This is a genomic window from Lysinibacillus capsici (assembly GCF_003367505.1).
Lineage (GTDB): Bacteria > Bacillota > Bacilli > Bacillales_A > Planococcaceae > Lysinibacillus > Lysinibacillus capsici.
Genome location: NZ_PXXX01000011.1, coordinates 95,786 through 120,490, shown reverse-complemented (window position 1 = coordinate 120,490; position 24,705 = coordinate 95,786). Strand labels below are relative to the sequence as shown.

The 24,705-nt window shown below is 37.0% G+C and carries 19 protein-coding genes; 6 read left to right on the top strand and 13 right to left on the bottom strand.

Translation table 11 applies throughout. The annotated features are described in order from the left end of the window. A complete protein-coding gene (gene qoxD / locus C7B89_RS09710; protein WP_036079092.1) occupies positions 1 to 285 on the top strand; it encodes a cytochrome aa3 quinol oxidase subunit IV in 285 nt (94 codons plus the stop codon). A gap of 386 nt (positions 286 to 671) precedes the next feature. Here qoxD and C7B89_RS09705 read toward each other — a convergent pair whose 3' ends face one another. Next, complete coding sequence (locus C7B89_RS09705) at positions 672 to 1,226, bottom strand: helix-turn-helix domain-containing protein (protein ID WP_103118130.1); 555 nt, start codon at positions 1,224 to 1,226, stop codon at positions 672 to 674. Positions 1,227 to 1,360: 134 nt separating this feature from the next. Between C7B89_RS09705 and C7B89_RS09700 the strand changes: the two genes are divergently transcribed. Beyond that, a complete protein-coding gene (locus C7B89_RS09700) occupies positions 1,361 to 2,569 on the top strand; it encodes an MFS transporter (RefSeq protein ID WP_115673596.1) in 1,209 nt (402 codons plus the stop codon). 166 nt (positions 2,570 to 2,735) lie between these two features. Next, entirely contained in the window at positions 2,736 to 3,593 is an 858-nt protein-coding gene (locus tag C7B89_RS09695; protein ID WP_115673595.1) for a PhzF family phenazine biosynthesis protein, read from the top strand. Positions 3,594 to 3,848: 255 nt separating this feature from the next. On the opposite strand, the gene argH is transcribed toward C7B89_RS09695, so the two are convergent. The 4 genes from argH to C7B89_RS09675 all read right to left on the bottom strand — a co-directional run bounded on the left by argH (position 3,849) and on the right by C7B89_RS09675 (position 9,425). After that, complete coding sequence (argH, locus tag C7B89_RS09690) at positions 3,849 to 5,168, bottom strand: argininosuccinate lyase (RefSeq protein WP_048392798.1); 1,320 nt, start codon at positions 5,166 to 5,168, stop codon at positions 3,849 to 3,851. A 32-nt stretch (positions 5,169 to 5,200) separates the two neighbouring features. After that, the gene (locus C7B89_RS09685) at positions 5,201 to 6,772 is read right to left on the bottom strand and encodes an APC family permease (protein ID WP_115673594.1); all 1,572 of its coding nucleotides are present in this window, start codon (positions 6,770 to 6,772) and stop codon (positions 5,201 to 5,203) included. 291 nt (positions 6,773 to 7,063) lie between these two features. Further along, entirely contained in the window at positions 7,064 to 8,359 is a 1,296-nt protein-coding gene (locus C7B89_RS09680) for a helix-turn-helix domain-containing protein (protein ID WP_048392800.1), read from the bottom strand. 184 nt (positions 8,360 to 8,543) lie between these two features. Then, the gene (locus tag C7B89_RS09675) at positions 8,544 to 9,425 is read right to left on the bottom strand and encodes a GNAT family N-acetyltransferase (RefSeq protein ID WP_115673593.1); all 882 of its coding nucleotides are present in this window, start codon (positions 9,423 to 9,425) and stop codon (positions 8,544 to 8,546) included. 418 nt (positions 9,426 to 9,843) lie between these two features. On the opposite strand from C7B89_RS09675, the gene C7B89_RS09670 reads away from it, so the two are divergent. Genes C7B89_RS09670 through C7B89_RS09660 form a run of 3 tightly spaced genes read left to right on the top strand, consistent with a single transcriptional unit; the run spans position 9,844 to position 13,613 of the window. After that, positions 9,844 to 11,364 (top strand): spore germination protein, encoded by a 1,521-nt coding sequence (locus C7B89_RS09670; RefSeq protein ID WP_115673592.1) that lies wholly within the window; start codon positions 9,844 to 9,846, stop codon positions 11,362 to 11,364. 16 nt (positions 11,365 to 11,380) lie between these two features. After that, positions 11,381 to 12,496 (top strand): GerAB/ArcD/ProY family transporter, encoded by a 1,116-nt coding sequence (locus tag C7B89_RS09665; protein WP_115673591.1) that lies wholly within the window; start codon positions 11,381 to 11,383, stop codon positions 12,494 to 12,496. Next, complete coding sequence (locus C7B89_RS09660) at positions 12,489 to 13,613, top strand: Ger(x)C family spore germination protein (protein ID WP_051145733.1); 1,125 nt, start codon at positions 12,489 to 12,491, stop codon at positions 13,611 to 13,613. Before C7B89_RS09665 ends, C7B89_RS09660 begins: the two co-directional genes overlap by 8 nt. Here the strand turns inward: C7B89_RS09660 and C7B89_RS09655 are convergent, their stop codons facing one another. The 8 genes from C7B89_RS09655 to C7B89_RS09615 all read right to left on the bottom strand — a co-directional run bounded on the left by C7B89_RS09655 (position 13,614) and on the right by C7B89_RS09615 (position 24,600). Then, complete coding sequence (locus C7B89_RS09655; protein WP_115673590.1) at positions 13,614 to 14,564, bottom strand: nucleoside hydrolase; 951 nt, start codon at positions 14,562 to 14,564, stop codon at positions 13,614 to 13,616. A 144-nt stretch (positions 14,565 to 14,708) separates the two neighbouring features. Then, positions 14,709 to 17,879, bottom strand: a complete 3,171-nt coding sequence (locus C7B89_RS09650; protein ID WP_115673589.1) for an ATP-binding cassette domain-containing protein — start codon at positions 17,877 to 17,879, stop codon at positions 14,709 to 14,711. 103 nt (positions 17,880 to 17,982) lie between these two features. Further along, entirely contained in the window at positions 17,983 to 18,393 is a 411-nt protein-coding gene (locus C7B89_RS09645; RefSeq protein ID WP_048392814.1) for an SRPBCC family protein, read from the bottom strand. After that, entirely contained in the window at positions 18,390 to 18,716 is a 327-nt protein-coding gene (locus C7B89_RS09640) for an ArsR/SmtB family transcription factor (RefSeq protein ID WP_048392816.1), read from the bottom strand. The genes C7B89_RS09645 and C7B89_RS09640 overlap by 4 nt, the downstream gene beginning before the upstream one ends. Positions 18,717 to 19,004: 288 nt before the next feature. Then, positions 19,005 to 19,691, bottom strand: coding sequence for a Dph6-related ATP pyrophosphatase (locus tag C7B89_RS09630; protein ID WP_115673587.1), 687 nt, complete (start codon positions 19,689 to 19,691; stop codon positions 19,005 to 19,007). Between the two features lie 14 nt (positions 19,692 to 19,705). Then, complete coding sequence (locus C7B89_RS09625) at positions 19,706 to 20,779, bottom strand: hypothetical protein (RefSeq protein WP_115673586.1); 1,074 nt, start codon at positions 20,777 to 20,779, stop codon at positions 19,706 to 19,708. Between the two features lie 297 nt (positions 20,780 to 21,076). Next, positions 21,077 to 22,513: a proline--tRNA ligase gene (gene proS, locus C7B89_RS09620; protein ID WP_048392823.1), complete on the bottom strand. Its 1,437-nt coding sequence runs from the start codon at positions 22,511 to 22,513 to the stop codon at positions 21,077 to 21,079. A gap of 368 nt (positions 22,514 to 22,881) precedes the next feature. Continuing rightward, positions 22,882 to 24,600: a putative bifunctional diguanylate cyclase/phosphodiesterase gene (locus tag C7B89_RS09615; protein ID WP_054550129.1), complete on the bottom strand. Its 1,719-nt coding sequence runs from the start codon at positions 24,598 to 24,600 to the stop codon at positions 22,882 to 22,884. Positions 24,601 to 24,705: the final 105 nt, after the last annotated feature.

The window sequence follows — 24,705 nt, the reverse complement described above, 5'->3', positions numbered from 1 at the left end:
ATGAGTGATTTATTCCCGATGAAACAAGTCATGGGGTTTGGTGTGTCCATAATCCTTACGATCATTGCGGCATGTGTATATTTTTTCAATCTATCTTTTCCAATTACCATGACTATTTTATTAGTCACAGCATTTATTCAGGCAGGCTTGCAGTTAGTTGTCTTTATGCATGCTGGTGAAACAAATGATAAACCAGCCATCTATACCAATATTTATTATGGCTTAATTATTGCGCTCGTGACCATTTTCGGAACATTATTATGTATGATTTGGGGTTATATCTAAATAGAAAAAAATCGTCCTTACTTAACTTAGTAAGGACGATTTTTGTATGGAAACGCATGATATATAGTCAAAAGACAATGAGGATAAACAACAATTCTTTGAAATTTTCACCATCAAAGTAAGAGTCCACGCTTTCATTCATTGTGATATCAAGTAATCATTGTGAGATTGGTTGAATGGGATAAATATAGGATTGCCTTTATCAATGTTTATTTTTATAACGCCAATTTTAACGATTTCCTCGTTTAAATGATTGGCGTGTAGCACATCCTTTACAAGCTTTTATTGATATTCATGAAAATAATAAACAATGATGAAATCGATAATCAGAATTATTTTTTCCTCCCCAAAATAGGATCAACTTCTGCTTGATTATTGTTGAACAATCATGGGGTTGTATATGTTAATGACAGCATTAAATGTACTTTTTCATCCGAGTGATTGATATACGTGTGAAGTTCTTCACCCTTGAATTTAATGACATCCCATTGGTTTAGCTGATGGGTTTTCTCTCCGACCTTTAGCTCCAATTGCCCATTTAATACAAGCACAATTTCCTCGGAGCCTGCTAGGTGACACTCGCTGTATTCACTATTCGGTTCAAGACGACCTCTAAACCACTCAGTTCCATTTGCTTTGAATAATGGATCGACAAACCAGTCGTTATTATGACCTGCGAATTGGTAGTCTGAGCCAAAACGATGAACCTCTATATTTTCTTCAAAAGATAGTAAAGCGACAAGCGGAATATTAAGCCCTCTACAAATTTTCCAAAGAATATTGACAGTCGGATTCGTTTCCCCTCGTTCAATTTTCCCTAACGTCAATTTACTAACATTGCTGACATTCGCCAGCTCCTCTAAACTCATCCTTTTGCTTTTTCTAATTTCCCGTAAATTTCCTCCAACTTGTCCAGATAAGTCGATATTTTCCTCCTGCATTCTGCGCACCCCTCCCATTGACTTTGTATAAATAGTATATTATAGTATACAAGTCGATTAATTATAGTTTATTTTTTTAATTTAAAAGTTAACTATAGTATATCAAATAATAACTAAAAGAGGTGTTTTCAGTGATGGCGAAATCAAAAAACTTTCCGATTATTTGGAGCGTTTTTTCTTTGTTTATACTATCTATGAATTTACGAGCTTCGATCACATCTATCTCGCCGGTATTGAAAAATATTCAAATGGATTTGCAGATGACAAGTGTTGTTGTAAGTTTATTAACAGCACTTCCCGTATTTTGTATGGGGATTTTTGCACCTTTGGCTGGCAAGCTAAGTGAACGATGGGGTATCGAATGGACGATTGGGCTATCCGTTTTATTAATTGGTGTATCAACAGCTTTACGGTTAGTGGCAACTTTTCCTTTATTTTTATTAGTAACAGCTATTCTTAGTGGGATAGGTATTGCTATTACAGGTCCACTGATTTCAGGCTATATCAAAAAGGAATTTCCTAAATATTCTTCTACGATGATCGGTGTATATTCTGCGGGTATGGGAATTGGAGCGTCATTAAGTGCTGGTTTAGTTGTGCCTGCTATGCATGCTTTTCATCAATCATGGAACGCAGCTTTAGCAATATGGTCGGTATTTGCTTTTATGGGTATTATTGTTTGGATTCCAATTATCAAAAAATCCAAGCATTCTCAAGAGTCATTAGAGAAATCTACAGGTCAAAAAAGTCGACTACCTTGGGGAAACCGATATGTTTGGCTCCTTATGGTCATGTTCGGTTTACAATCTGGCGTTTATTATTCCCTCGCGACATGGCTCGCTCCAAAAGTACAGGATATGGGATATAGTGACGCTTACGCCGCAACAACGGTCACTATTTTTTCTGTCATGCAAATGATTTGTAGCTTTATCATCCCAATCTTAATAAATAATAGTTTCAAGAGAAAGCCTTGGATGCTACTTTGTGCTTCAAGCTCCTTTATTGGAATTTTGATGTTAATTATGGGCGGCATCTCGCCTATTTTCTGTGCGACGTTAACTGGGATCGGTGCTGGTGGTTTGTTCCCATTAGCAATGATTTTACCTTTAGATGCTACGACTACACCAAAAGAGGCAAGTGAATGGACAGCGATGATTCAATTCGGTGGCTATATCATTAGCGGCATCATTCCAATGCTTGTTGGTGTCATCAAGGATATGACGAATACATTTGACGTTGCCCTTTTCACCTTATTATTTATAATCATCGTTATTATGGGGCTGACGTTAAAGGTTAAAACAAAGACGGAATCAGCTACTATTCGCGTTCTTCCTAGTAGATGAAGTAAGGCGTCTTTAAACCGTTTTTCAGACAGTAGACAATCTACTTTTGGAGATTTAAGTTGCTAAAATAGTTTGTCTCTTGCTTTATAGCAGATTTATCCAACAACATTTTTAAGTAGTTCTTTTTATGCTACAATTCACTATAAATGAGGAAGGAAGATGTTTTATGAAAATATCCGTTTATGTTGCAAGTGCATTTAGCAAGGATCATCAAGGCGGGAATAAAGCAGGAGTGGTATTTAATGAGGATACATTGACCACTACTCAAAAAATGGCAATAGCCAAAGAATTGGGCTATGCGGAAACCGCATTTATATCAGCATCGGAAATGGCTGATTATAAATTTGAGTATTTTACACCTAAGGAAGAAGTAGATTTATGTGGACATGCCACAATTGGCGCTTTCACGATACTGATGCATTTAAATAAACTTTTCAAGGATCGCTATACGATTGAAACAAACAGCGGTGTTCTTACTATTACCATAAAAGATGACATCATTTTCATGGAACAAAACAAACCGATATTCTATAATATTATTTCTCCAAACGACTTTATCGACTGTTTTGACATTAAAGATATAGATAATAAATACCCAATTCAAATTGTTTCCACGGGCTTAAAAGATATTTTAATTCCGATAACAAGCGAAACACAATTACATGCACTGCAACCTAATTTTGAAAAAATAAAAGAAATCAGCGAGTATTATCATGTTGTCGGGACGCATCTGTATACGTTTAATGACAATCGAATAATATGTAGAAATTTTGCTCCACTATACGACATCAATGAAGAAGCAGCGACTGGAACTTCTAACGGTGCATTAGCTTGCTACCTTTATGAACAGCACCACTTGCAAAAAGAAGTCTATGTATTTGAACAAGGTTATTCTTTACACTCTCCTTCCGAAATATTAGTGAAATTAGCAACCAATAGCAAGAATGAAATAGAAAAAGTTTATGTTGGCGGCAAAGGCTATTACTGTGAAACAAAATATTTAAATGTAGAAGATATGGTGTGAACAATTTAATTTCTCAACCTCAGACTGTAGATTTTTTGAATTTTAATTTAAAAATAGAAAAATAGATAAAAAGACAAACACATTTTTATAATTGAACAATGTGTTTGTCTTCAATTTCTGCTACCTTTTATGATCTTGTGGGACATAACCGATTCGTTTCCGTTGCTTAAGTGGCACATCCTCAATGAATGCCTTGCCTTTTTTCCACCCTAGAAGCCCGTCATGCATTTCAACAAAGTCGTTTTCCCTGCTTCATTATAATAATAAACCTACTTTAATCCCCTTATTTAAAATATTTTGATAGTCAATATAGTCATAGATATCGTCATCGATGAACGAACTTAATTCTTTCAATTCATCCATTGTTAAATCTTCAATGGCTTTGTCATGATCTTCACAATAAATAACGATAGAACCCACGATGCTGTGTGCATCTCTGAACGCAACGCCTTTGCTCACTAAATAATCAGCGACCTCTGTTGCATTCAGAAAACCTCCTTTGACTGCTTTTTTCATGTTTTCACTGTTCACCTTCATCGTAGCAATCATTTTTGACATAATTTGTAGACAAGATAATACGGTGTCCAATGCATCGAAAAATGGCTCCTTATCTTCTTGCATATCTTTATTGTAAGCAAGTGGTAAGCCCTTCATTGTTGTTAAGAGTGAAGTCAGTGAACCATATACACGTCCTGTTTTGCCTCGTATCAGCTCAGCGGCATCAGGGTTTTTCTTCTGTGGCATAATACTGCTGCCAGTAGAATAGGCATCATCAATCGTAATAAATCTAAACTCTTGACTACTCCACAAAATGAGCTCTTCACTTAATCTACTTAAATGCATCATAATGATTGAAAAATCTGACATTAGCTCTAATAAATAGTCGCGATCACTTACGCCATCTAAGAAATTATCTACAGGCTTAGAGAAGCCTAGCTCATTAGCTGTCATCTCACGGTTAATCGCATGAGTAGTTCCTGCTAATGCTCCACATCCAAGCGGGCTTTCGTTCATAATTTCTATCGCTTTCACAATTCTTTTTTTATCGCGGTTTAACATATGATAATAAGCCATCAAATGATGTTGAAACGTTACAACCTGCGCACGTTGAAGATGTGTGTATCCTGGCATCATAACGTTATTGTCTTTTGCTTTTTGTTCTAAGCTCTGTTGTAACGCTTCAATTGAGGCAATCACCTCAAACGCCTTGTTTTTTGCATAAAGTCTAATATCTGTTGCTACTTGGTCATTACGACTTCTCGCTGTATGAAGTTTTTTCCCTGTGTCACCGATCCGTTGAGTCAAATTCGACTCTACGAAACTATGAATATCTTCATAATTTCCTTCAATTTGTAATGTGCCATTATCAATATCCTCTAAAATGGAAAGAAGTGCATTCTCAATATCTTGTCCTTCCCTCTCAGTCAATAAATTGCATTGTACTAGCATATGGACATGGGCAATACTGCCTTTAATATCTTCTTTGTAAAGTCTTTGATCCACCTTTAATGAACTATTGAAATCTTCCATTAATTTGTTTTCTTCTTTTCTAAAGCGACCGCCCCAAAGCTTCATCATTCATTCTCCTTCAATCAATCTATTAAACGTTATGATATTTCAGAAATGCTTTCCTGTAATTCCTCAATATTTCCTCTTTTACGCATATACCAGACACCATTGTAAACAGCAAAATAGTAAAAGGCTAAGCCAAATATAGCGACAATTACGGACATATAAGGGTCAGGAATGATACCTTTCCCACCGAAATTCCCTAAGAAAGACATCAATACAAGCATTAAAATATAAATAATAATGTAGATACCACCAAAAAATTCAACTGATTGGTGTTTTTGAATAAAGAAAATTACTAAATAACAAACAATACCTATTATTAATCCAGTAATGGCTAGCTGTACCTTACTCCAATTTGTCCAATAAATAAGCAGTGTGGCAAAAACGAATGCCATTGGTGCAATGAATTGCATACCAGGTAGCCCATTATTTTTTGTCAGACCTACTCTACGGAAAACCATAACCGTTACACATGCTGAAGCATATTTAAAAATACCGATAGCTCCTACAATCGCAACGATAGCTGTCCAGCTTTTCAGTGGGAATAAAAATAATAATCCTACTAGGAAATTGAGTGCAAGTGCACGTGTTGGAACACCGAATTTTTTATTAATTGTTCCAAAATAAGATGGTAGGAATCCACTTTTCGCCATACCAAATACATGTCTTGACGTACCAGCTGTATAAGTAAGAGCTGAACCTGTTGGCGAAACCATCGCATCAGCTGTAATAATCCAAGATAGCCAAACCATATTAGCCATCATTGCTAAATTAGCAAATGGTGAATCAAATTTAATGCCACTCCAACCATTCGCTAACATTTCTGTTGGAACTGCGCCGATAAATGTAATTTGAAGTAACACATATAATACTGCCGCAACACCTAATGATGTAATGAGGGCAAGTGGAATATTTCTTCTAGGGTTGACGACTTCCCCACTCATCATGATGACGTTGCCAAACCCAGTATAAGCAAAAAATATTCCGGTTGTTAAAATGGCACTTAAACCAGCGCTATAGCCACTTGGTGCAAATCCTTGGCTTGAAAAATTCTCTGGATGAAAGCCTGTCATAAAAAATGCAATGATTGTTAGTACAGGGACTATAAACTTAATTGTTGTAATGATATTGTTCGTGACTGCGAATAATTTCACCCCAAAATAATTGAAAACAACAAAGAATATCATTAAAACCATCGCTGCAAGAATACCTGATGTTGTTAGTTGTTCTTTTGCTACATCATATAACCCTGGCCAAAACTGATTGGCATATTGAATAACACCGGATGATTCTACGGGAGCTGTAGCACAATAGCCAAACCAGATTGAATAACTAGTAACGGTAGCAAGCATTTTTCCGTGAGAATAAAGCGGATATCTTGCTAGGCCTCCTGTTTCAGGTTTTACTCTTCCTAATTCAGCATAAACAAGCGCTATGAGTGTGATAACAAACGCACCAATAATCCAAGAAAGTATGGCTGCCGGGCCTGCTAATTTAGCAGCTACCCATGGTCCAAAGAGCCAACTAGATCCTATTATTCCCCCTAGAGATAATGTTGTAAGTGACCAAAACCCCATTTTCTTTTTCAAATATTGTTCTTGACTCATGAATGTTCCCCTCTCTGAAAAGAGAATATTGGTATGACCCTTTTAATTTGGATGCTTCAATAAAATGACGTTTTGACAGAAAAAATTTACATATTTTACTCTGCAGTGCAATGTAGTGTAGGTGACTAATATAGATTGTGCTCCTTTCTAGATGATGAAACATTGCACACATTTTTCATGCACCATTAATTAAAGGTTATTAAAAGGTGTTTACCTTAAAATGATTTTATTTTAATCGTTTGAATTTTTCAACACTTTTTTACAAAAAAAATAACCATCTCACTTAGATGGTTATTTCAAACGATAAATTTTACTTGGTCGTCCTCTGGATATTTGTGCGTCTTTCCCTGTGTATTCGACGAGATCAACCTCACATAAACTAGCTAAAATGCGTCTAGCATTACTTTCATCCCAATAGAGATGTGCTGCTAAATCTTTAATGGTGAATTCCTGCCAATTCATTTTTTTAATAAGTGTGTATAATTTACTGTAATTTTTTAAACTAATTTTTGCTTTTTTTAATTTCTCTAATAAAATGTCATCATTAATACGGTATGAAAAACTCACTTCATCTTCTTCACCAGCCGATTCAGTAATCGTTCCATTTTCTTGGACAATCACGATTGGTTGCTCCGATTTCTCCTTGGAGAGCTGGATGGCTCGCTGCGCATTGATTTCCGCAGAGTGAACAGTTACCCCATAGCCAATTCCGACAGTGACTGTTGTATGGGATTCATGTGATAGCTGATAGATGGTATCCTGTAAATCCTTGATTTTTCGTTCAATGGCTCCTCTCGAACTAAAAATGATATAGCGGCCATTTCCTTTTTCTAACAAGGAGCCATCTAGTTGCTCACAAAATCGCAATAACGTTTCCTTCAATTTTAATTCTAAATACTGTAAATGATAGGAGCTCTTCGCTTTTTCAGAGATTTTATCAAAATGTTCGATTTCGATAATTTGCACACCGATCTGTGTATCCTTAAAATAGAAGGCTCTGAGTTTTTCTTCCAGTATTCGTAATGTTTGGCGGATTTCCATATCTGTAGTGGAAATGTGATAAGCAGGGACACCTGCCTCTTTCAGCCCGCGATAAACAGCTTCAAAGCAAGTCAAAGCACCTGCTGTTTTTTGTTGATTCCATAAGTCGATATGAAAATCCATTAATTCTTTTGTACTGGTATTTACATCAAAGGTTTTCACATAGATTTCTTTAGGCGCAAAATCTAGCTGTTTGACGGCTTGCTCCAAGTGTGAAGTCGTGATTTCATCAATGCTTACCTTGTTCAAAAATTCTCCCTGATAAAAGCCCATATGCAATAGACATTTATAAATGCCGGATTCAGTATGTTGAATATAAACTAAGTTTTCACCTGATTGTAACGTATTTTTCGCAACCATATACGAAATTTGGCCAGAAAAAAACCATGCATCAACAGCGTGATGATTATCCTTTACGATATTTACGGTTTCATGAAAATCATGATAGGGAAATGCTACGAAATTCATAGTCATTTCGTATTCTTTGCCTAATTGAATGATGCGCTCTACAGATGAATTAGGGCCAATGACTCCAACTGTATACATTATTTCCTCCTAGTAAAATTACTTTATATATACCATTCTATAGAGAATTGCCCAATATTTATAGTGTCAATTAAAAAAGTCTGTTTTGGTAAAGGACAAGGTGACAGAAGTCGCACATATTTTATCCAAAAGCGCGCTCATTCTTTAATTCACAACGCTCCGAGACAGCCTTCGGAAAACCAACCTAGCAATGGGATGTTAAAGGAAACATAAAGTGCCCTTGAAAGAAGGGCTTTTTCGAGAGAATAAATAAGGCATCGTCATCATTTGTGGTGATGGTGGCTGTCAAGCCTTCGATTGTAAAGTCAGGTGTAAAATAGAATACTACTTTTTTTGTTGTATCCTTAATAATGCTTGCTAATACAGTCTCTGCATTGGTTGCCTGTAAAGAGATGATATCATAAATATTTAATACCCCTTCCTCCTCCTCCATTAATACTATTGTGTCAAATTCTTCTAAATAGTAAATAGCATGAGGGAAAACTAACGTAAAATAAAACATTAATAAACTTTCATTTTCCTCAACAGCAATCATACTAGAATGGATATAACGATTTTTTGCATACTCTTCAAGAAGTGCTAGATTCTGCTCAATTGTCAGCTGTTGGACGCTGGTCTGCTTTGGTTGAATAGGTCTTGTGGTAAGATCTAAGCTGTATTCACTTTCATGGATTCGCGTAAAGCCAAACTTCGGATAAAAATCTAGTACTGTTTCATTGGCAAAGAGATACATGAAATCACAGGCATCTTCGTACTCTTTCATGAGATGCAGCATCAACTGCTTTGCCAAGCCTTGATGACGATAATGTTCATCCGTCATCACTGTACCAATCTGAATTCCCTTTAATCGCTCATCATTTACGCGAATCGACATCTTATAAATAGAAGCATTCGCAATTACTTTTCCTGCTTGTACAAATGAGTAAGGAATATATTGGTCATTCCAATAGCCTTTGTTATACCAGCCTCGAAAATCCAAACCAAATGTTTTCATTGCTAATTCATTAAAACTTGCCTTTAATTTTTCATTGTGACGATAATCACTAACTAATTCATATTTTTCCACGTCTATTCCCTCCTATTTTATGTTTCAATCGCTAATTTTTGTGGGCATCATCACCTCCTAAAAACAGAAAAAGACCCTATGAGAACAAGCTCATAGAGTCCTTTGTTATATAAAATATAACTGTGGATTAGACATCATTATGCTTCTCTTTTATCGCAAAAGGGCATTACTAAATAGACCCTATAATTTTTAAAAAAATTATAGAATAACCCCTTTATTAAATTCATTGAATTTAATTTGCGATAATTAGTTTTAGCATAAAAAAGCTAATCTCCCTTCTGTTTTTAAGATTACTATTATATTACCGTTATTTGTTAGATATGTCTACATGATGAAAATAACTGAAATAAGTATAGAATGCCCCTTTAAAGCCTATTCTATAAACGAAGTTAGCAATGAAGGGAGCCTACCATTTACTATGAAATTTAAACTACCTTTCAACAAACAACAACAACAACCAGTTCAAGAGGCGCCTAAAGAAAATCTTGTGAGAGTTGCACATGCCACAGATCATTTTATTCAATCGATTAAAAATGCTACTAATAATCCGGCAGATTTAATCGTTAAATATCTTCCACCAAACGTCACCCTTATTTACATCGATAATTTGATCGATGATCAGACTTTAAATAATGATATTATTGCTAATTTACAGAGCAAGCCTCACGATACACCCGAGGCAATTGAAATGGCCCTTTCTATTGCAGAAGTCAGTCAATCCAGTCTACTAAGGGAAACCGTAGAATTGATGGTCAATGGTCATGTTGTGATTCACATAGGTGGCTTCCCGCAGACTATTTTAGCCAATATCGCTAGCAGAGAGTCTAGAGCATTGTCAGCGCCTGAGAATGAATCGCAGGTAATTGGTACACAGGTTGGATTTAATGAGAGTCTATCTACCAATATTTCCTTGATTCGTCGCTACATAGTGAGTCCTAATCTTTGTAATGAAAAAGTAAAAATTGGTACACGGACAAGTACCTCTGTTTCTCTTCTATATATGCGTGGCATTGCCAATGATCAAATGGTTCAAACAATGCGTCAACGAATCAAAGATCTTTATATCGATGAGCTTATCGATAGTGCCGTATTAGCTGAAATGATTGATGATAATTCACTATCTGTCTTTCCACAAATGCTATTGACAGAAAGACCTGACAGATTTTGTGATGGCATTTTAGATGGGAAAATTGGGGTTCTCGTAGATGGTAGTTCAATGGCTATCGTTTCCCCTCAAGGATTTACTGAGTTTTTTCAAAGTCAAGAAGATCAAAATTTAAGATGGCAAATTGCTACTTTTCTTCGTTTATTACGACTGGCTGCCTTCTTTTTATCTGTTTATTTAACACCATTTTATGTGGCAGCTCTTACCTTTCATTATGAAGTGATTCCACAAGCCTTTCTCGTACCATTAAGTGAATCAAGGGCTTTAGTTCCTTTCCCGCCCATATTTGAGGCTTTGCTGCTGGAATTTATTATTGAACTACTGAGAGAAGCAGGAGCCAGATTACCAACTAAAATTGGACAAACAATCGGTATCGTTGGTGGTATCGTTATTGGAACAGCAGCTGTACAGGCAGGGATTACCAGTAATATATTGCTGATTATCATTGCGTTAAGTGCTCTAGCCTCTTTTACGTCGCCAAGTTATATGATGGGCAATGTGATTCGTCTTATTCGCTTCCCTATTATTATACTTGCAGGATTTTGGGGTTTTTATGGTATCATGTTGGCTTTTTGTTTTATTCTGATTCATTTGTTACGTCAGTCAAGCTTGGGTGCTCCGTATATGTCTCCCTTCTATCCACCGAGGTTGAAGGAAATGCGGGATAGTATTATTAGAATGCCTGTCCCATTAACATCAAAAAGACCTGCTTTGACAAGACCAAAGGATGAACATAAATTTGTGCCAGAGCCAGTGAAACCTGATAAAAGTTGAACTGAAGGTGAAATAAATGGCAAAACCTATACAACTTAGCCCTAAAGATATGATTAATGCTTATTTGCTTTTTTTTGTGGTACACGGTGCTCAAATTGGGGTTGGTATACAGGGATTTCAACGCATTATCTATCAGGATGCTAGACAGGATGCATGGATTTCTGTTCTACTGGCTGGGATTGCCACACATCTTGTTACGTTTTGTATGATTAAAACGTTAGAAATTTACGGCTCTGATGATCTTTACGGAATTCAAATTGATATTTTTGGCAAATGGATTGGCAATTTTTTAAATGCAATTTATGTCATCTATTGCTCCGTAGCGTTCTTTTCTGTTTTACGAAATTATATTGAAGTTATACAAGCATGGATTTTTCCTAGCATCGAGACCTGGTTCCTGTCCGCAACTTTATTAATTATTATTATTTATGCCTTTACGGGAGGGCTTCGTGTCATTGTAGGCGTGTCTTTTTTTAGTATCATTCTCTCCTTATGGATTTTCCCAATGCTAGTATTTCCGATGGAATACGCTACAGTAGATAGTCTTCTCCCTATTTTAGAAAATGATATTCGCTCCATTTTAAAAGGGGCACAATCAATGACCTTTACGATTATCGGCTTTGAAATTCTAAACGTGATTTACCCCTTTGTAAAAGACAAGAAAAAAATCAGAAAACCTGTCCATTTAGGACTATTAGTTACAACCATCATCTATTTAGCCGTGATGCTGGTGTCCATTGCTTATTATAGTGAGGGCAAGCTATTGAAAACGATATGGGCAACCTTGACATTATTTAGTTTTATTAGCTTCCCCTTTATGGAACGCTTTGAATTTGTAGCGGTTTGTTTTTGGATGCTAATCATTTTACCGAATCTATGTCTATACTTATGGGCTGCGTACCGCGGAGCAATTCGTTTATTCCCGATAAGTGAAAAGACATTTGTTTGGCTCTTTTCATTCATCGTTTTAATTGGAACATTATTGGTTCAAACACGGACACAGATTAATACAATTAACACGGTGTTTGGACAGATTGCATTTTACGTAATCTTTGTCTACCCTATTTTACTTTGGCCAATAGCACGACTAAAGAAGAACTTCGCATCAAAGAAGGTGAAAAAGAATGAATAAACTTAGAGGAAGATGGATGATTCTTCTATCCTTTGTTTTTTTATATGGATGTGCACAAACCAATATTTTGGATAAAGTTGGATTAACTACTTTAGTCGGCTATGATGTAGGAACAGAGGATAAAATAAAGACAACAGCTGTTATTCGTGAAGTAAACCCCGAATTTCAAAGCAATGTGGAAGTTCTGTCTACAGAAAACGATACGAGTAAAGGAAATCGGATGGAAGCCAATCGTAAGCTTTCGAAAAAAATCATGGTTGGTCAAATGAGAGTCATCCTATTTGGAGAGGAATTGGCAAAAAAAGACCTTCGCTATTATATTGATACAAACCTAGAAAATGCTAGTGTCAGCAATGGAATCTTTATGGCTATTGTGGAAGGTGAAACAGAAACATTACTGAAATACGAATATCAAAATATTGAGGATATTGGGCAGCATATTTTTAGGTTGATTGAACAAAATGTCAAGCAGGAATATATGATTTCCTCTACACTTCATCAAATTGCCCATGATTATTATTCATCTGGAAAAGAATTTGCCATGCCTATTATTAAAAGAGATGACGAGCTGGTGGAATTAAGTGGGATAGCACTTTTTAAAGGCAGCAAAATGGTCAGTACCCTTCCAGCAAAAGATAGCTTTTACGTAAAGATTGTCAGAGATACCTTTAAAGTAGGTTTATATGAAACCGTTCTGGAAAACGAAGATGTACCTTCCGAAATTCTTCAAAAGCCTGCCAATAAAATAACGGTAGCTTTTGATGCAATCCAGTCGAAACGAGAAATGATGTTAGTTGATGCGGATACGCCAACATTTGACCTGAACATCAAAATCAAATCGAGAGTATTAGAGGTGTACCCTGATATCAATCAAGGGGACCCAAAAAGTGTGGCGGCACTGGAAAAAGCAATCGAGAAAAAATTGTCAAAGGAAATACGTAGAGTGATTGCTCATAGTCAGGAAGTTGAGTCTGATATCTTTGGCTTTGGTGAGAAATATCGAAGCGAAGTAAGACATTCTAAGCTAACAAAGGATAAATGGCAAAAAATATATAAAGACATGAAGGTAAATGTCCATGTTGATTTTACAATTTTAAGAGATGGTGTTTTTGAATAACTAGTGAAATGGTTGCCCTGTCATAACCGATAAAAAGTTTTGGAAAAAATGTTCATAATGAATATCAAAGGCAATACGATGCTTTTTTTCGCCATTATTATTTTCATAAGGTCTTGTCTCGGCAATACTTTGCCCCCTTGCAGGTCCTTCTAACTTGTCGACAACGGTTACAGGATAGGACTCATAAATAAACATGTCAGGATAAATAACTGCCATTAGTGTTAACGCATCATGCACGGGACTTCCTAGAAGTGAGGGGTCCCGTTCTTTATAAAAACGTGTATAGTATTCCATTAAGGGCTTTAGAATTTTTGTTTTGCCAAAGGAGTCAATATAGTCCACCATCCCAGGTGTGACAATGGCCTTTTGTGTCGCATTTAAAGGGATGATTGTCACATTCGTTGCATAGGTAAGCACAATATTAACGGCAAAGGGATCACCATGGAAATTCGCTTCAGCCACTGTCGTTACATTACCTGGCACCCAAAATGCTCCACCCATAATATAAAATTCCTTGATATTTTTCATAAGCTCTTTATAAAGGATAAACATCGTGGCTAGTGAGGTTAATCGCCCAATATTGACAATAATTAGCTCATCATGCTTATACTTTTCAATAATGTTGACGATTTCAAAAAAGTTCTCAATTTTTAATTCGTGATTATCATTTGGAATGATGGGTCCAAGTCCTCGTTCACCATGAATTTCTGGGTAATAGGTCGGCTGCTCTCCTGTTAAGGGTACTTCTGCTCCTAAAATCACAGGAATTCCTTGAGGGAAGTCGAACAATTTCATGACATAATAAATATTGGATACCGCATCCTCTCGCGATACATTGCCATAATCTGCAACGAGTCCCACAATTTCTATTTCTTGATTAAGCCGTGCATAGATCAATGCCACCGTATCATCAATGCCAATATCCCCGAATAACAGCACTTTTTTTACCAAACCATGTCCTCCCTTTTACTACCATTACTGTTATCTTTATAGTAATCAAAGATGACACGAATTATGAATTTTTGTGGAAAAATGAGTGAGTAATTCTAGTCCAACGAAAGAAACCCATATGCCGAAGCACATGGGTTTGATGATTTAGTGATTTGATTGGAGGAACTGATAGACTGCCATCATTTCCTGCTTATTCAATTCGCGTATACGATTAAAAATAGGAATATTGGCAACGGCTTCAAGATGGGAGCCCTCTGTAACAACATCGCTTACAGTACCAGTTAGCCATGTTTCCACATCAATGCCATCAACGATTTGCTGGCGTCCCTCCTCATTAATGCCACTTGCGCCACAGCTTACACAGGGCACGGTTAATTTATGGACTCCATCATGCAGTCCATCTTCAGAGAGCACCTTTTTCCCTTTACAGAATGGACAGGAATGACTGGCTTTGACTTTATTGATTTGGGTTACGATTTTCTTGTAGCCAAATGCTTCATATACATATGTTAGTTTTTTATATTTACCATTCGTAAAATATTGATCGATGATGGTTTCTCTTGTCTCCTGTATATTGGCAAAATCACAGATGGTCACTTGATTTTTATGGCTGATGCGCTCTAGATTATCTTTGATTTTGGCCCAAAAAGGAAAAGCGTTTTGTAGTACGATTTCATAGCCGACAAAGCTTGCTAGCTCTAATTCCAGCATTTTTAGGGATACCTGTGTTTCCCTTGGCAATAAGGAAACATCCTGTAGCAGTGACATGTCTCCGCCCACGATGGCTTTGATTTTTTCTAATTGTGGTAAGTTGCCTACAATGTTGATGACTTCATCAAGCGGCTGGCGAATTACGTCACGAATATCTGTGTCCCCAAATCGTAATTTCTTTTGGTGGTTGAGCACAGTCCCATGACAAATTGGGCATGGTACCATTTCTCTTGTTTCCTTCATTTGCTCTTTAATAATGGATTTTGAAATCACGATATAACGACCAATGATAAAATTAAAGCCCTCCCACTTTTTCGAGGATTTTGTTGCCTTATCATAAAAGGACTTGTCCCAATAACCATATAAAAATGTATGCTTTTCTTCCTCAGTCATATCATGATAGCTTTTACTAATGTCCTGACCCAGCTCTATTTTAATCTGCTCAAAGAGAAATTCTAATTTAGAATGTTGATAGTATTTTAAAACCTCCATTATATCGGGATGTAGTAGGCCGTCCCAAAATGGCACGTTTTTGTCTTGTACCACAAGATCAAAATCGAATTTTTCAATTTCCAATCGACCAGAGCAGCTAGGGCAATGATTTTCTTGGCTATAAAAATCGAAGCTTCTCGTATCCTTATTTGTTGGATGAGCAGCCACAATATGATTGATTAGACCACCTATTTCATACAGGAAGCTATATTGGCTATATAAATGTCTTTCCAAATCAATGGCAACAACTGGGGCAATTTTGTTCGATTCATATTCACCGTAAATCAGACGAGCCATGGAAGATAAGCTTTTTAAGATGCCACCCTTATATATATTTTCCGCATTTTTGAAATAGCTAATATGGTTGTCTTCTAAGTATTGAATGCCCTGCCTTAATGCGAGTGTAGATGTGATTTGTAATGGAGTTGAACCCATTGAATGATTATCCTGATTAAAATAATCTTCATGGCTAACTACATTTAGATGTGTTACAGGCTCCTGCTGTCTTTTACCGAAGTCAACAACAAAATCAGAGCTTTCCAGCATATAGGCATTATGCTCAATCATGATGATGGAGATAGATTCATCCTCTAGGATGTCCCTGACACTATCGATGAATTGGTTTAAAATGTTCTGAGATAGCCCTTTAGAAGGCTCATCAAAAATAAATAATGTATGGGGATTACGAGCGTTGGCAAATAACTCTGAGACTAGATGCACACATTGGAATTCACCAGTCGATAGAGATTGCGTTTTTCTCTCAAGCGTTAAGTAGCCTAGTCCAAGCTTAATCAATAAGCTTAAGCGTTTATGTGCGATATCCTCATTAGGTAGTTCATCGATTATATCTTCAATCGAGCGTTGGAAAATATCATCAATGTCCTCACTATATTTTGTTAGTTTCTTTTTAATATCAAGGAATGTCGCGACAGTGGAACGACTCGTAATGGATTGGTTACGATCTTGCCCAACCATCACAAGTTTATCCTTGGGATAGCGTTTGATAAAATCTTTAGCAATACACTCATTAACAAGCGTTGATTTCCCACAACCAGACTCTCCTGTAAAGGTAACAAGTCGATTTTGTGGAATGTCTATTGCATCCATTTGGATATTACGGCAATATAAATCTCCGAATTGATAATAGGATGTTGGTGCTGCTGGATTTCGTTCCCAATAAATAGGCTTTGGTCGTGGAGATTCTTCAACGATTTTTCCTCCGTATTTTCCACTACCTGGTCCAAAGAATAGATGCTCGTCTGCCGTGTCTAACACAGTATCAGAATGATCAATCAACCAAATTTGGTTTTTAGCGCCTAGCTGTTGTATTTGCTCTAAAATTTTTAGTAAGGTGTTATGGTCCAGACCCACAGAAATTTCATCAACAATAATCACGGTGTTTTCGCTTGTTGCCATGAATTCTGCTAAGTACAGCCTTGTTAATTCTCCACCTGATAAAGTCCCCATAATACGATTTAAGGTTAAGTAGCCAATATTCATTTGCATAATATTATGCAGAATATGCTGTTTTTCTTCACTGATATTTAATTCTTTTGATAAGGAATAGATGGCTTCTATACTTAAATGATGAATATCAGAAATACTATAGAGTTCATTCCATAAAGTGATTTTATACTGCTCCACTTCTGGACTATAGCGCTTACCCAAACATTTTTTACATTCTACATTTTTTGTCGTGCCTCGCCCCTTACATGCAGGACACCAACCTAACGCATTGTTAAAGGAAAACATCTCTGGCGATAGCTGAAACTCATCTGCCAGTCGATTACGAATTTCTTTAAAAACACCTGTATGTGTACCAATTGTGGAACGTGGATTGCTAGAGATTGAGGATTTTCCTAGAAAAAGTACAAGGGGCATGTCCTCCATTTTGATGGCACTGAAGTTCGTTTCCATAATGTTTGGAAACAAATATTGATATTCAGCCTTTGGCAATAAAGAAACAAGACGTTTTTTGGATTCTTCTCCAATCGTTTGACAAAATGTCGTCTTCCCTGAGCCAGATAAACCTGCTATGGCTAAAGATTGATCGTCGGATAAAACGACATCTAGACGGTTAATATTATTGGCAATTAGTTCATTAATTTTCATTTAGTTATCCTTCCATTTAAGAAAATTAAAAGATGGGACTGAACATGAAAGAACACAATTCTTGCTACGGAATTGCGCTCTTCTTGCTGTTATTTAATTTATTCTACGCTAATACTTTTTCAAGCTGTGCACTCATATTTGTCCAAGCATATTTTGCTCCCTCGATTGCACCTTGACGTGCCTTTGTTTCTTCGCTGAAGCCACCTTGATCAAGATGAAGCTGAGTCGTACCATCTGCTACCTGTGTTAATGTCCATGTAACTGTTGTTGTTTCGCCAGCACTTGTCCAAGTATAAGATAATTTGTGAGGCTCTTCCACTTCCAGTACCTCACAGTCTACAATACCGTCCCACCATTCATTTGGTTCAGCACGGAATTGGAATTTATGTCCTACGATTGGTTGGAAGTCATTGTTCCAGATCCATTTTGCTAGTGTATCTGAGTCTGTTAAAGCATGCCATACTTGTTCGATGGAACTTGTAAATTTAAAATCTAATGATACATCTGGTTTCATTTTTTTTCCTCCAATAATAGATGTAATTTCGCGATTCTTTCTTTCCAAAAACCTTCATAAAACGATACCCAATCTTGTATTTCTTTCAATGGAGCTGCATTCAATCGATATCTCGTCTCTCTACCTTCCTTGCGTGCAAGAACAAGGCCTGCATCTTTTAGAATGGCTAAATGTTTCGAGACAGCAGTACGCCCCATATCAAATTGAGCGGTTAATTCGTGAAGCGGTAACTCATCTACCTCTGCCAATAAACGGATCAACTTTCGTCTTGTTGGGTCAGCAATGGCTACATAAACGTCACGCTCTTGATGATTGTTATTCAAAACCACCACCCTTTCTAATAGGACACTGATTGGTGTCTTAATTATATGACACCAAATAGTGTCCAGTCAAATACTATTTTGGTCAAAGTGGTAGGAGTTCTATACCTACAAGGAAAACTAGCTAAAATACAAAAAAGTACAGAGGAGGAGCCTATGTACTTTCGAGTAATTATTCATTTGTTAACTTCAGTTGTTATGGATTCATGTAACAGAATAACAATACGCCTTAAAAGAAAAACCCTTATTGACATGAATTGCGCATCCCAATAAAGGTTTTCTGATGTGAATTTATGCTAGCTCTAAGGGTAAAAAGGCGTAGTCTCCATCTCTTATAACGGAACCTTTACGCACCGCAATTGACTGCTTGAATAGAGGGCCATCAATGACGGTCGTATGGAATTCGCCGCCTTCTCCGCATGGGTCAATGCTACGGGCTTCAAGCTCCTTTACATATTCAGGGGTAAGCACTCGCCCTAAATCTTCCTCCGTCATGCCCAAGGATAGGTTGACCGTGACAATCATTGTAATAAATCCTAAGTGAATAAATTCATCGACAGCCTCACGATGGTTCATCTCCCACAATGGCATGCCTAGCTTTAAACCTACCTTTTTAGTGACTTTATCGTGCCAGCAGCCATGTGCAGGCATATCTAAGTCTCCTGTTACTAATACTTCAGCTCCCTGTTGCTTTGCATTTACTAATAAACCTACAAATACTTCTTCATAATCCGCCCAGCTTGCTGCAGCAGTATAGACTGGCAGCCCAATAGAGTCAGCTTGTGCCTGGATAAGCGCAGGTGGCATCCCGTGGGACCTTGAACGTTTCCCTTCTTCCTCTAGCATCACTATGAGACCCATTGCTTGGCCCACCTGTGATGCTTTATATAAAGCTAAAACACTATCCTTGCCACCACTAAATGAAGCAATAAATGTGCGATTTTGTGCATTCTGTTTCCAGCCAGTTGTGTTGGTCATTTCCTTGTCTCCTTTTACTGTTCATCAAGATATATGCTTCTAGCATCCTCGTCAAAAAACTCTATGATCGTTGGATAATTATTAAGGTTAATATTGGCCTCTTTCAATATTTTTTGCATAAAGATGGTATCGACAAAAATTTTATTGATAATCATCCTACCTATTGATGGTAAGTCATGGAAATACGCTATTAACTGAATAAGGTCATCAAAGTGAAAAGTCAAAATATAAGTGACATAATTCTGTAATAGCATACTAAAGCAATGCTCACGATAAGGATTCGATTGATGATCGAATAAAAAGCTATGAAGCAATTGATAGAATGCCTTATTATTTTGATTAAACATATGTAAAAAATCATCTACATTATTAATTAGATGTAGGTACTCTATGCCATCTTCAAAAGGCATAACGAGTCTTTTTGATTTTCCTTCGATGCTTCTCAAAAGTTCGATTGTCAGCTTCTTGCAAGCATTTATCTCATGTGGTGTTAACAATGCTCTGTCATGCTTATGCTGACAAATATAATCATGATAATGAGAAAAATATTGCTCCATATTGATATTCGTTTTAGCATGAATTAATGTTCCTTCTTTGAACGAAAAAGCATAAAGCGTTTCCTCGTTCACTGGATGGCTATACAGATAGAAAAAGAATAAAAAGTCCTTTAACTGTTGTTTCTGCTCTTTGCTGAGTATCGTAACATGCTCTAATTGAGCAAGTTGAAAGAAGCAATAGTTTTTCATAAAATCATTCATTTTGTTATACGGGTTCCGTGGAATTATTCTAGTCGTTGCATTTATTGTGTAGAGCAAATAATAGCAAACTTGCTCATCATAAACATCTAGCTGCTTGAAACAAGATGTAAGCATAGGCTGCCAGTCTGGCTTTTGAACATAATGTGGATTTTGTGGTTGAAATGCCTCTGCCCATTCCAAAAATGTCCCCTGTTCGTGATCAATAAAAAAGAGCTCTGCGCTAGTATCTTCTAATAAAACATATTCGAAGTCCTTCATTTGAAGAGCTGGTAATCCCCGATTAAACTTGATATTTAGGTAGTGATCAAATACTTCTTGTAATACTGTCATTCATATCCCCATTTCTTTAGGATTTTTCAGAACGTCCCTTCATTTTATCACAATCATGATGAGAACTTGGCGATAGATGCTAAGGTGGAACACCATTATGAGTGATTAAGACAGCTCGTTGGATCAATGCCTATTTGGAGGTTATCTGGAGGAGCCATGGAGAAACAAGAGTGAGAATTTTGACTATCTAAATAGAAATAAAGTCTTTTTAGCAGAGCATCAAAAACCCGAACTAAATTATAAAACAACCTAGTGTGCTTCATAATTGTTCGGGCGTTCTGTTCATGCTTTGTTTATTTAATAAGCTTGTGCAAACCAAACTGTATGTTTTGCTTCGTTTCCACAGCCAATACATGTGGTTTTCGTTGTTGGTGGATTAAATGGAATATTGCGAGATGTGTATTTTGTTTCTTCCTTCACTTTTTCCTCACATGCATCCTCGCCACACCAGCCAGCAAGCACCCAGCCTGGGATTGTGCCATTGTCTTTTGCTGTGTCAATGTGCTGTTGTAATTGTGGAAGTGTGTCAATTGTTGTGTGAGCATTTGCTTCACGGAATTGACGAGCTTTTTCTAATAAGCGCGTTTGCATGGTTGTTAATTCTTCTTCAATAGCTGTGATGATTGTAGCTAAATCAACAGTTCGTTTTTCTTCTTCATCACGCGCTTTCAGTAAAGCTTGCTTGTTTTCTAGGTCACGTGGCCCTAATTCAACACGCACAGGCACGCCTTTTAGCTCCCATTCATTGAACTTATAGCCTGGCGATTGGTCTGAATCATCCAAACGTACTCGAATACCCTTCGCTTTTAAGGCTGCAAAAATCTCATCTAAATGCTCCATGATTTGAGGGTTCTTTTTCCATGGTCCTACTGGAATTAAAACGACTTGCGTTGGTGCGATGCGTGGAGGTAAAACAAGTCCCTGCTCATCACCATGCACCATAATAACTGAACCAATTAAGCGTGTAGATGTACCCCAAGATGTTGTGTGTACGTATTCGTGCTGGTTCGCTTTATTTAAATACTTGATATTAAAGGCTTCAGCAAATTTTGTTCCTAAATAATGCGATGTTCCTGCTTGCACAGCCTTGCCATTTTTCATCATTGCCTCAATAGAGTACGTATCGACAGCACCTGCGAAACGTTCAGAAGGTGTTTTTTGTCCATCATAGACAGGAATTGCTAGCACCTGTTCTACTACTTCTTTATAAATGTCTAGCATTTGCATTGTTTCCTGCCGAGCATCTGCTTCATCCACGTGCGCTGTATGCCCTTCTTGCCATAAAAATTCTGATGTCCGGATAAAAGGCAGTGTTTTCTTTTCCCAACGGAAGACATTTGCCCATTGGTTGATTAGCACTGGTAGGTCACGGTAGCTTTTAATCCAATTAGAGTAAAGATGACCAATCATCGTCTCAGATGTTGGACGAAGGGCTAGCCGTTCTTCTAATTGTTCCCCTGCTGCCTCGGTTACCCAAGGAAGCTCAGGTGAGAAACCTTCGATATGATCCTTTTCCTTTTGAAAGAAGGATTCAGGGATAAGCATTGGGAAATAGGCATTACGATGTCCTGTCTCTTTAAAGCGACGATCCATTTCCTCCTGAATATGCTCCCAAATTTCATAGCCGTCTGGCTTAAAGGCGATACAGCCTCGAACAGGTGTATAATCCATTAAATCGGCTTTTTGGATGGTCTCGATATACCATTTCGAAAAATCTTCTAGTTGTTTTGACATGTTTTCTCCTCCAATTTTGTTAAATGAATACTTGTTCAACCCGTATAAAGATTTAGCTGAAGCAAGAAAAAAAGCACAAAGCTGTCCTCTGAATAAGGACGTCTTTGTGCTGGAATGACGTGGTACCACCTTGATTTAGCTTTACGTAGATTATAAAGCCCTCTCACGTTTGGTAACGAAAACGACTCGGTTATGTTTGCATAACATCTCCGTGGTAGGTGTTCAGTCAAGAAGCGGTGATATAGCTCTCAGCAGGTGCTATATTTTCTGTTTCACAATTCTTACTTACTTGGCCACATCATCAAATGGTTTATCATGTTAACAGTTTTACTTTATCCCACTTTAGCAAAATCATTCAGGAATAGCAATTAATAACTGGATTTATTTGTGACAGTATTAACAATGAGATTCGTAAAATCTTCTACAGATAAAGGCTTACTAAAATAATAGCCCTGCACATACTCACATCCATGCTCACGCAGAACATTTAATTCAGCTTCCTCCTCTACACCTTCAGCTACTACTTGGAGATTTAAGGCATGTGCTAATGAAATCATGGCTGAAATCATAGCGATTCCAGACTTCTCAGGTACGATATCACGGACAAAGGCACGATCAATTTTAAGTACATCCACTGGGAATTTTTTTAAATAATTTAACGATGAATAGCCTGTCCCAAAATCATCTAATGAAATAGTTATACCTAGTTCTCGTAATTGCTTGATAGTATCAATTAAATCTTCCGTATAATCAAGCATACTCATCTCGGTAATTTCAATTTCTAATAAATTAGGGTCAATGCCTGTTTCTGCAATGACACTACGCACCATATCTACAAAGCCACCCGTACTAATATGAATTGGTGAAATATTTACAGCTACCCGCAATGATAAATCATGTGATTCATTCCACTGACGAGCTTGAGCACAGGCTTTACGTAAAACCCATACACCAATATCATTAATCAATCCACAATCCTCTGCAAATGGAATAAAACGATCTGGCGGAATATGACCTAATTCAGGATCATACCAGCGTAGCAATGCCTCCATACCAATAACAGAATCCGTTTTTAAGTCGATCTTAGGCTGATAATGTAATTCTAGACGATCTTGCTTTAATGCTTGATGTAATTTCGTTTCCAGCAAAAGCCATTTATCATTGGCCTCGTCCATATTATCACGATATAGTCGATATTGATTACCTCGTGTAGATTTTGCAGCATACATAGCAATATCCGCATTTTTCAATAATTCTTCCACAGAGTTTGCATGATCTGGGAATACACTGATGCCGATACTAATACTCGCATAAAATTCATAGGTATCGACAATAAAGCTTTCATTGAAGACGCCAATAATTTCCTTAGCCATTTCATCAATGCGATTGACATCATTTAGAATCATGACAAATTCATCGCTATTGTGGCGATAAAAAGAATTCGAAGTATGATCAATATTGCGCAGACGATTGGACATTTCCACTAAAAACATATCACCAATAATATGACCAAGTCCGTCGTTAATGTGTTTGAAACGATTTACATCAATGAAAAATAACGCAAACTTCTCTCCTGTACGTCGAGATTGATGAAATTCATTTTCTAAACGCTGTTCTAATTTGCGACGATTTGGTAGCCCTGTTAGTTCATCGTGATAGGCAATATGAGTAATTTTTTTAATGTCCTTTTGCGCTGTAATATCTACGCGAATGGCAATATATTGATAAGGCTTTCCTCGTTCATCTAGGAACGGAAAAATCGTTGTTTTCACCCAATATAAACTGCCATCCTTTGCACGATTGCACACCTCGCCATTCCACATATCGCCATTACCGATTGTTTTCCACATCTCTCTAAAGAAAGATTTGGGATGAAAGCCTGAATTTAGTAAACGGTGATCTTGACCAACTAATTCTTCACGCGTATACTTCGAAATTTTACAAAAATGATCATTAACAAAAGTAATTTTTCCGGTACGATCTGTAATCGCTACAATGATGGAACTATTCATGGCGGAAAAGATATCTTGTAATTCTTTTAGACTGTAGTTCATTTGATTAACACTACTAGGCGTGATATTCATCATTTTCATTCTCCATTCATTAAAATATGAAGGGTTTGGTACTTTTGCTTTATCTTACAGCGAGGTATAAAGTTGTGGTATATCGCCCTTTTTTATGTAATTATATTA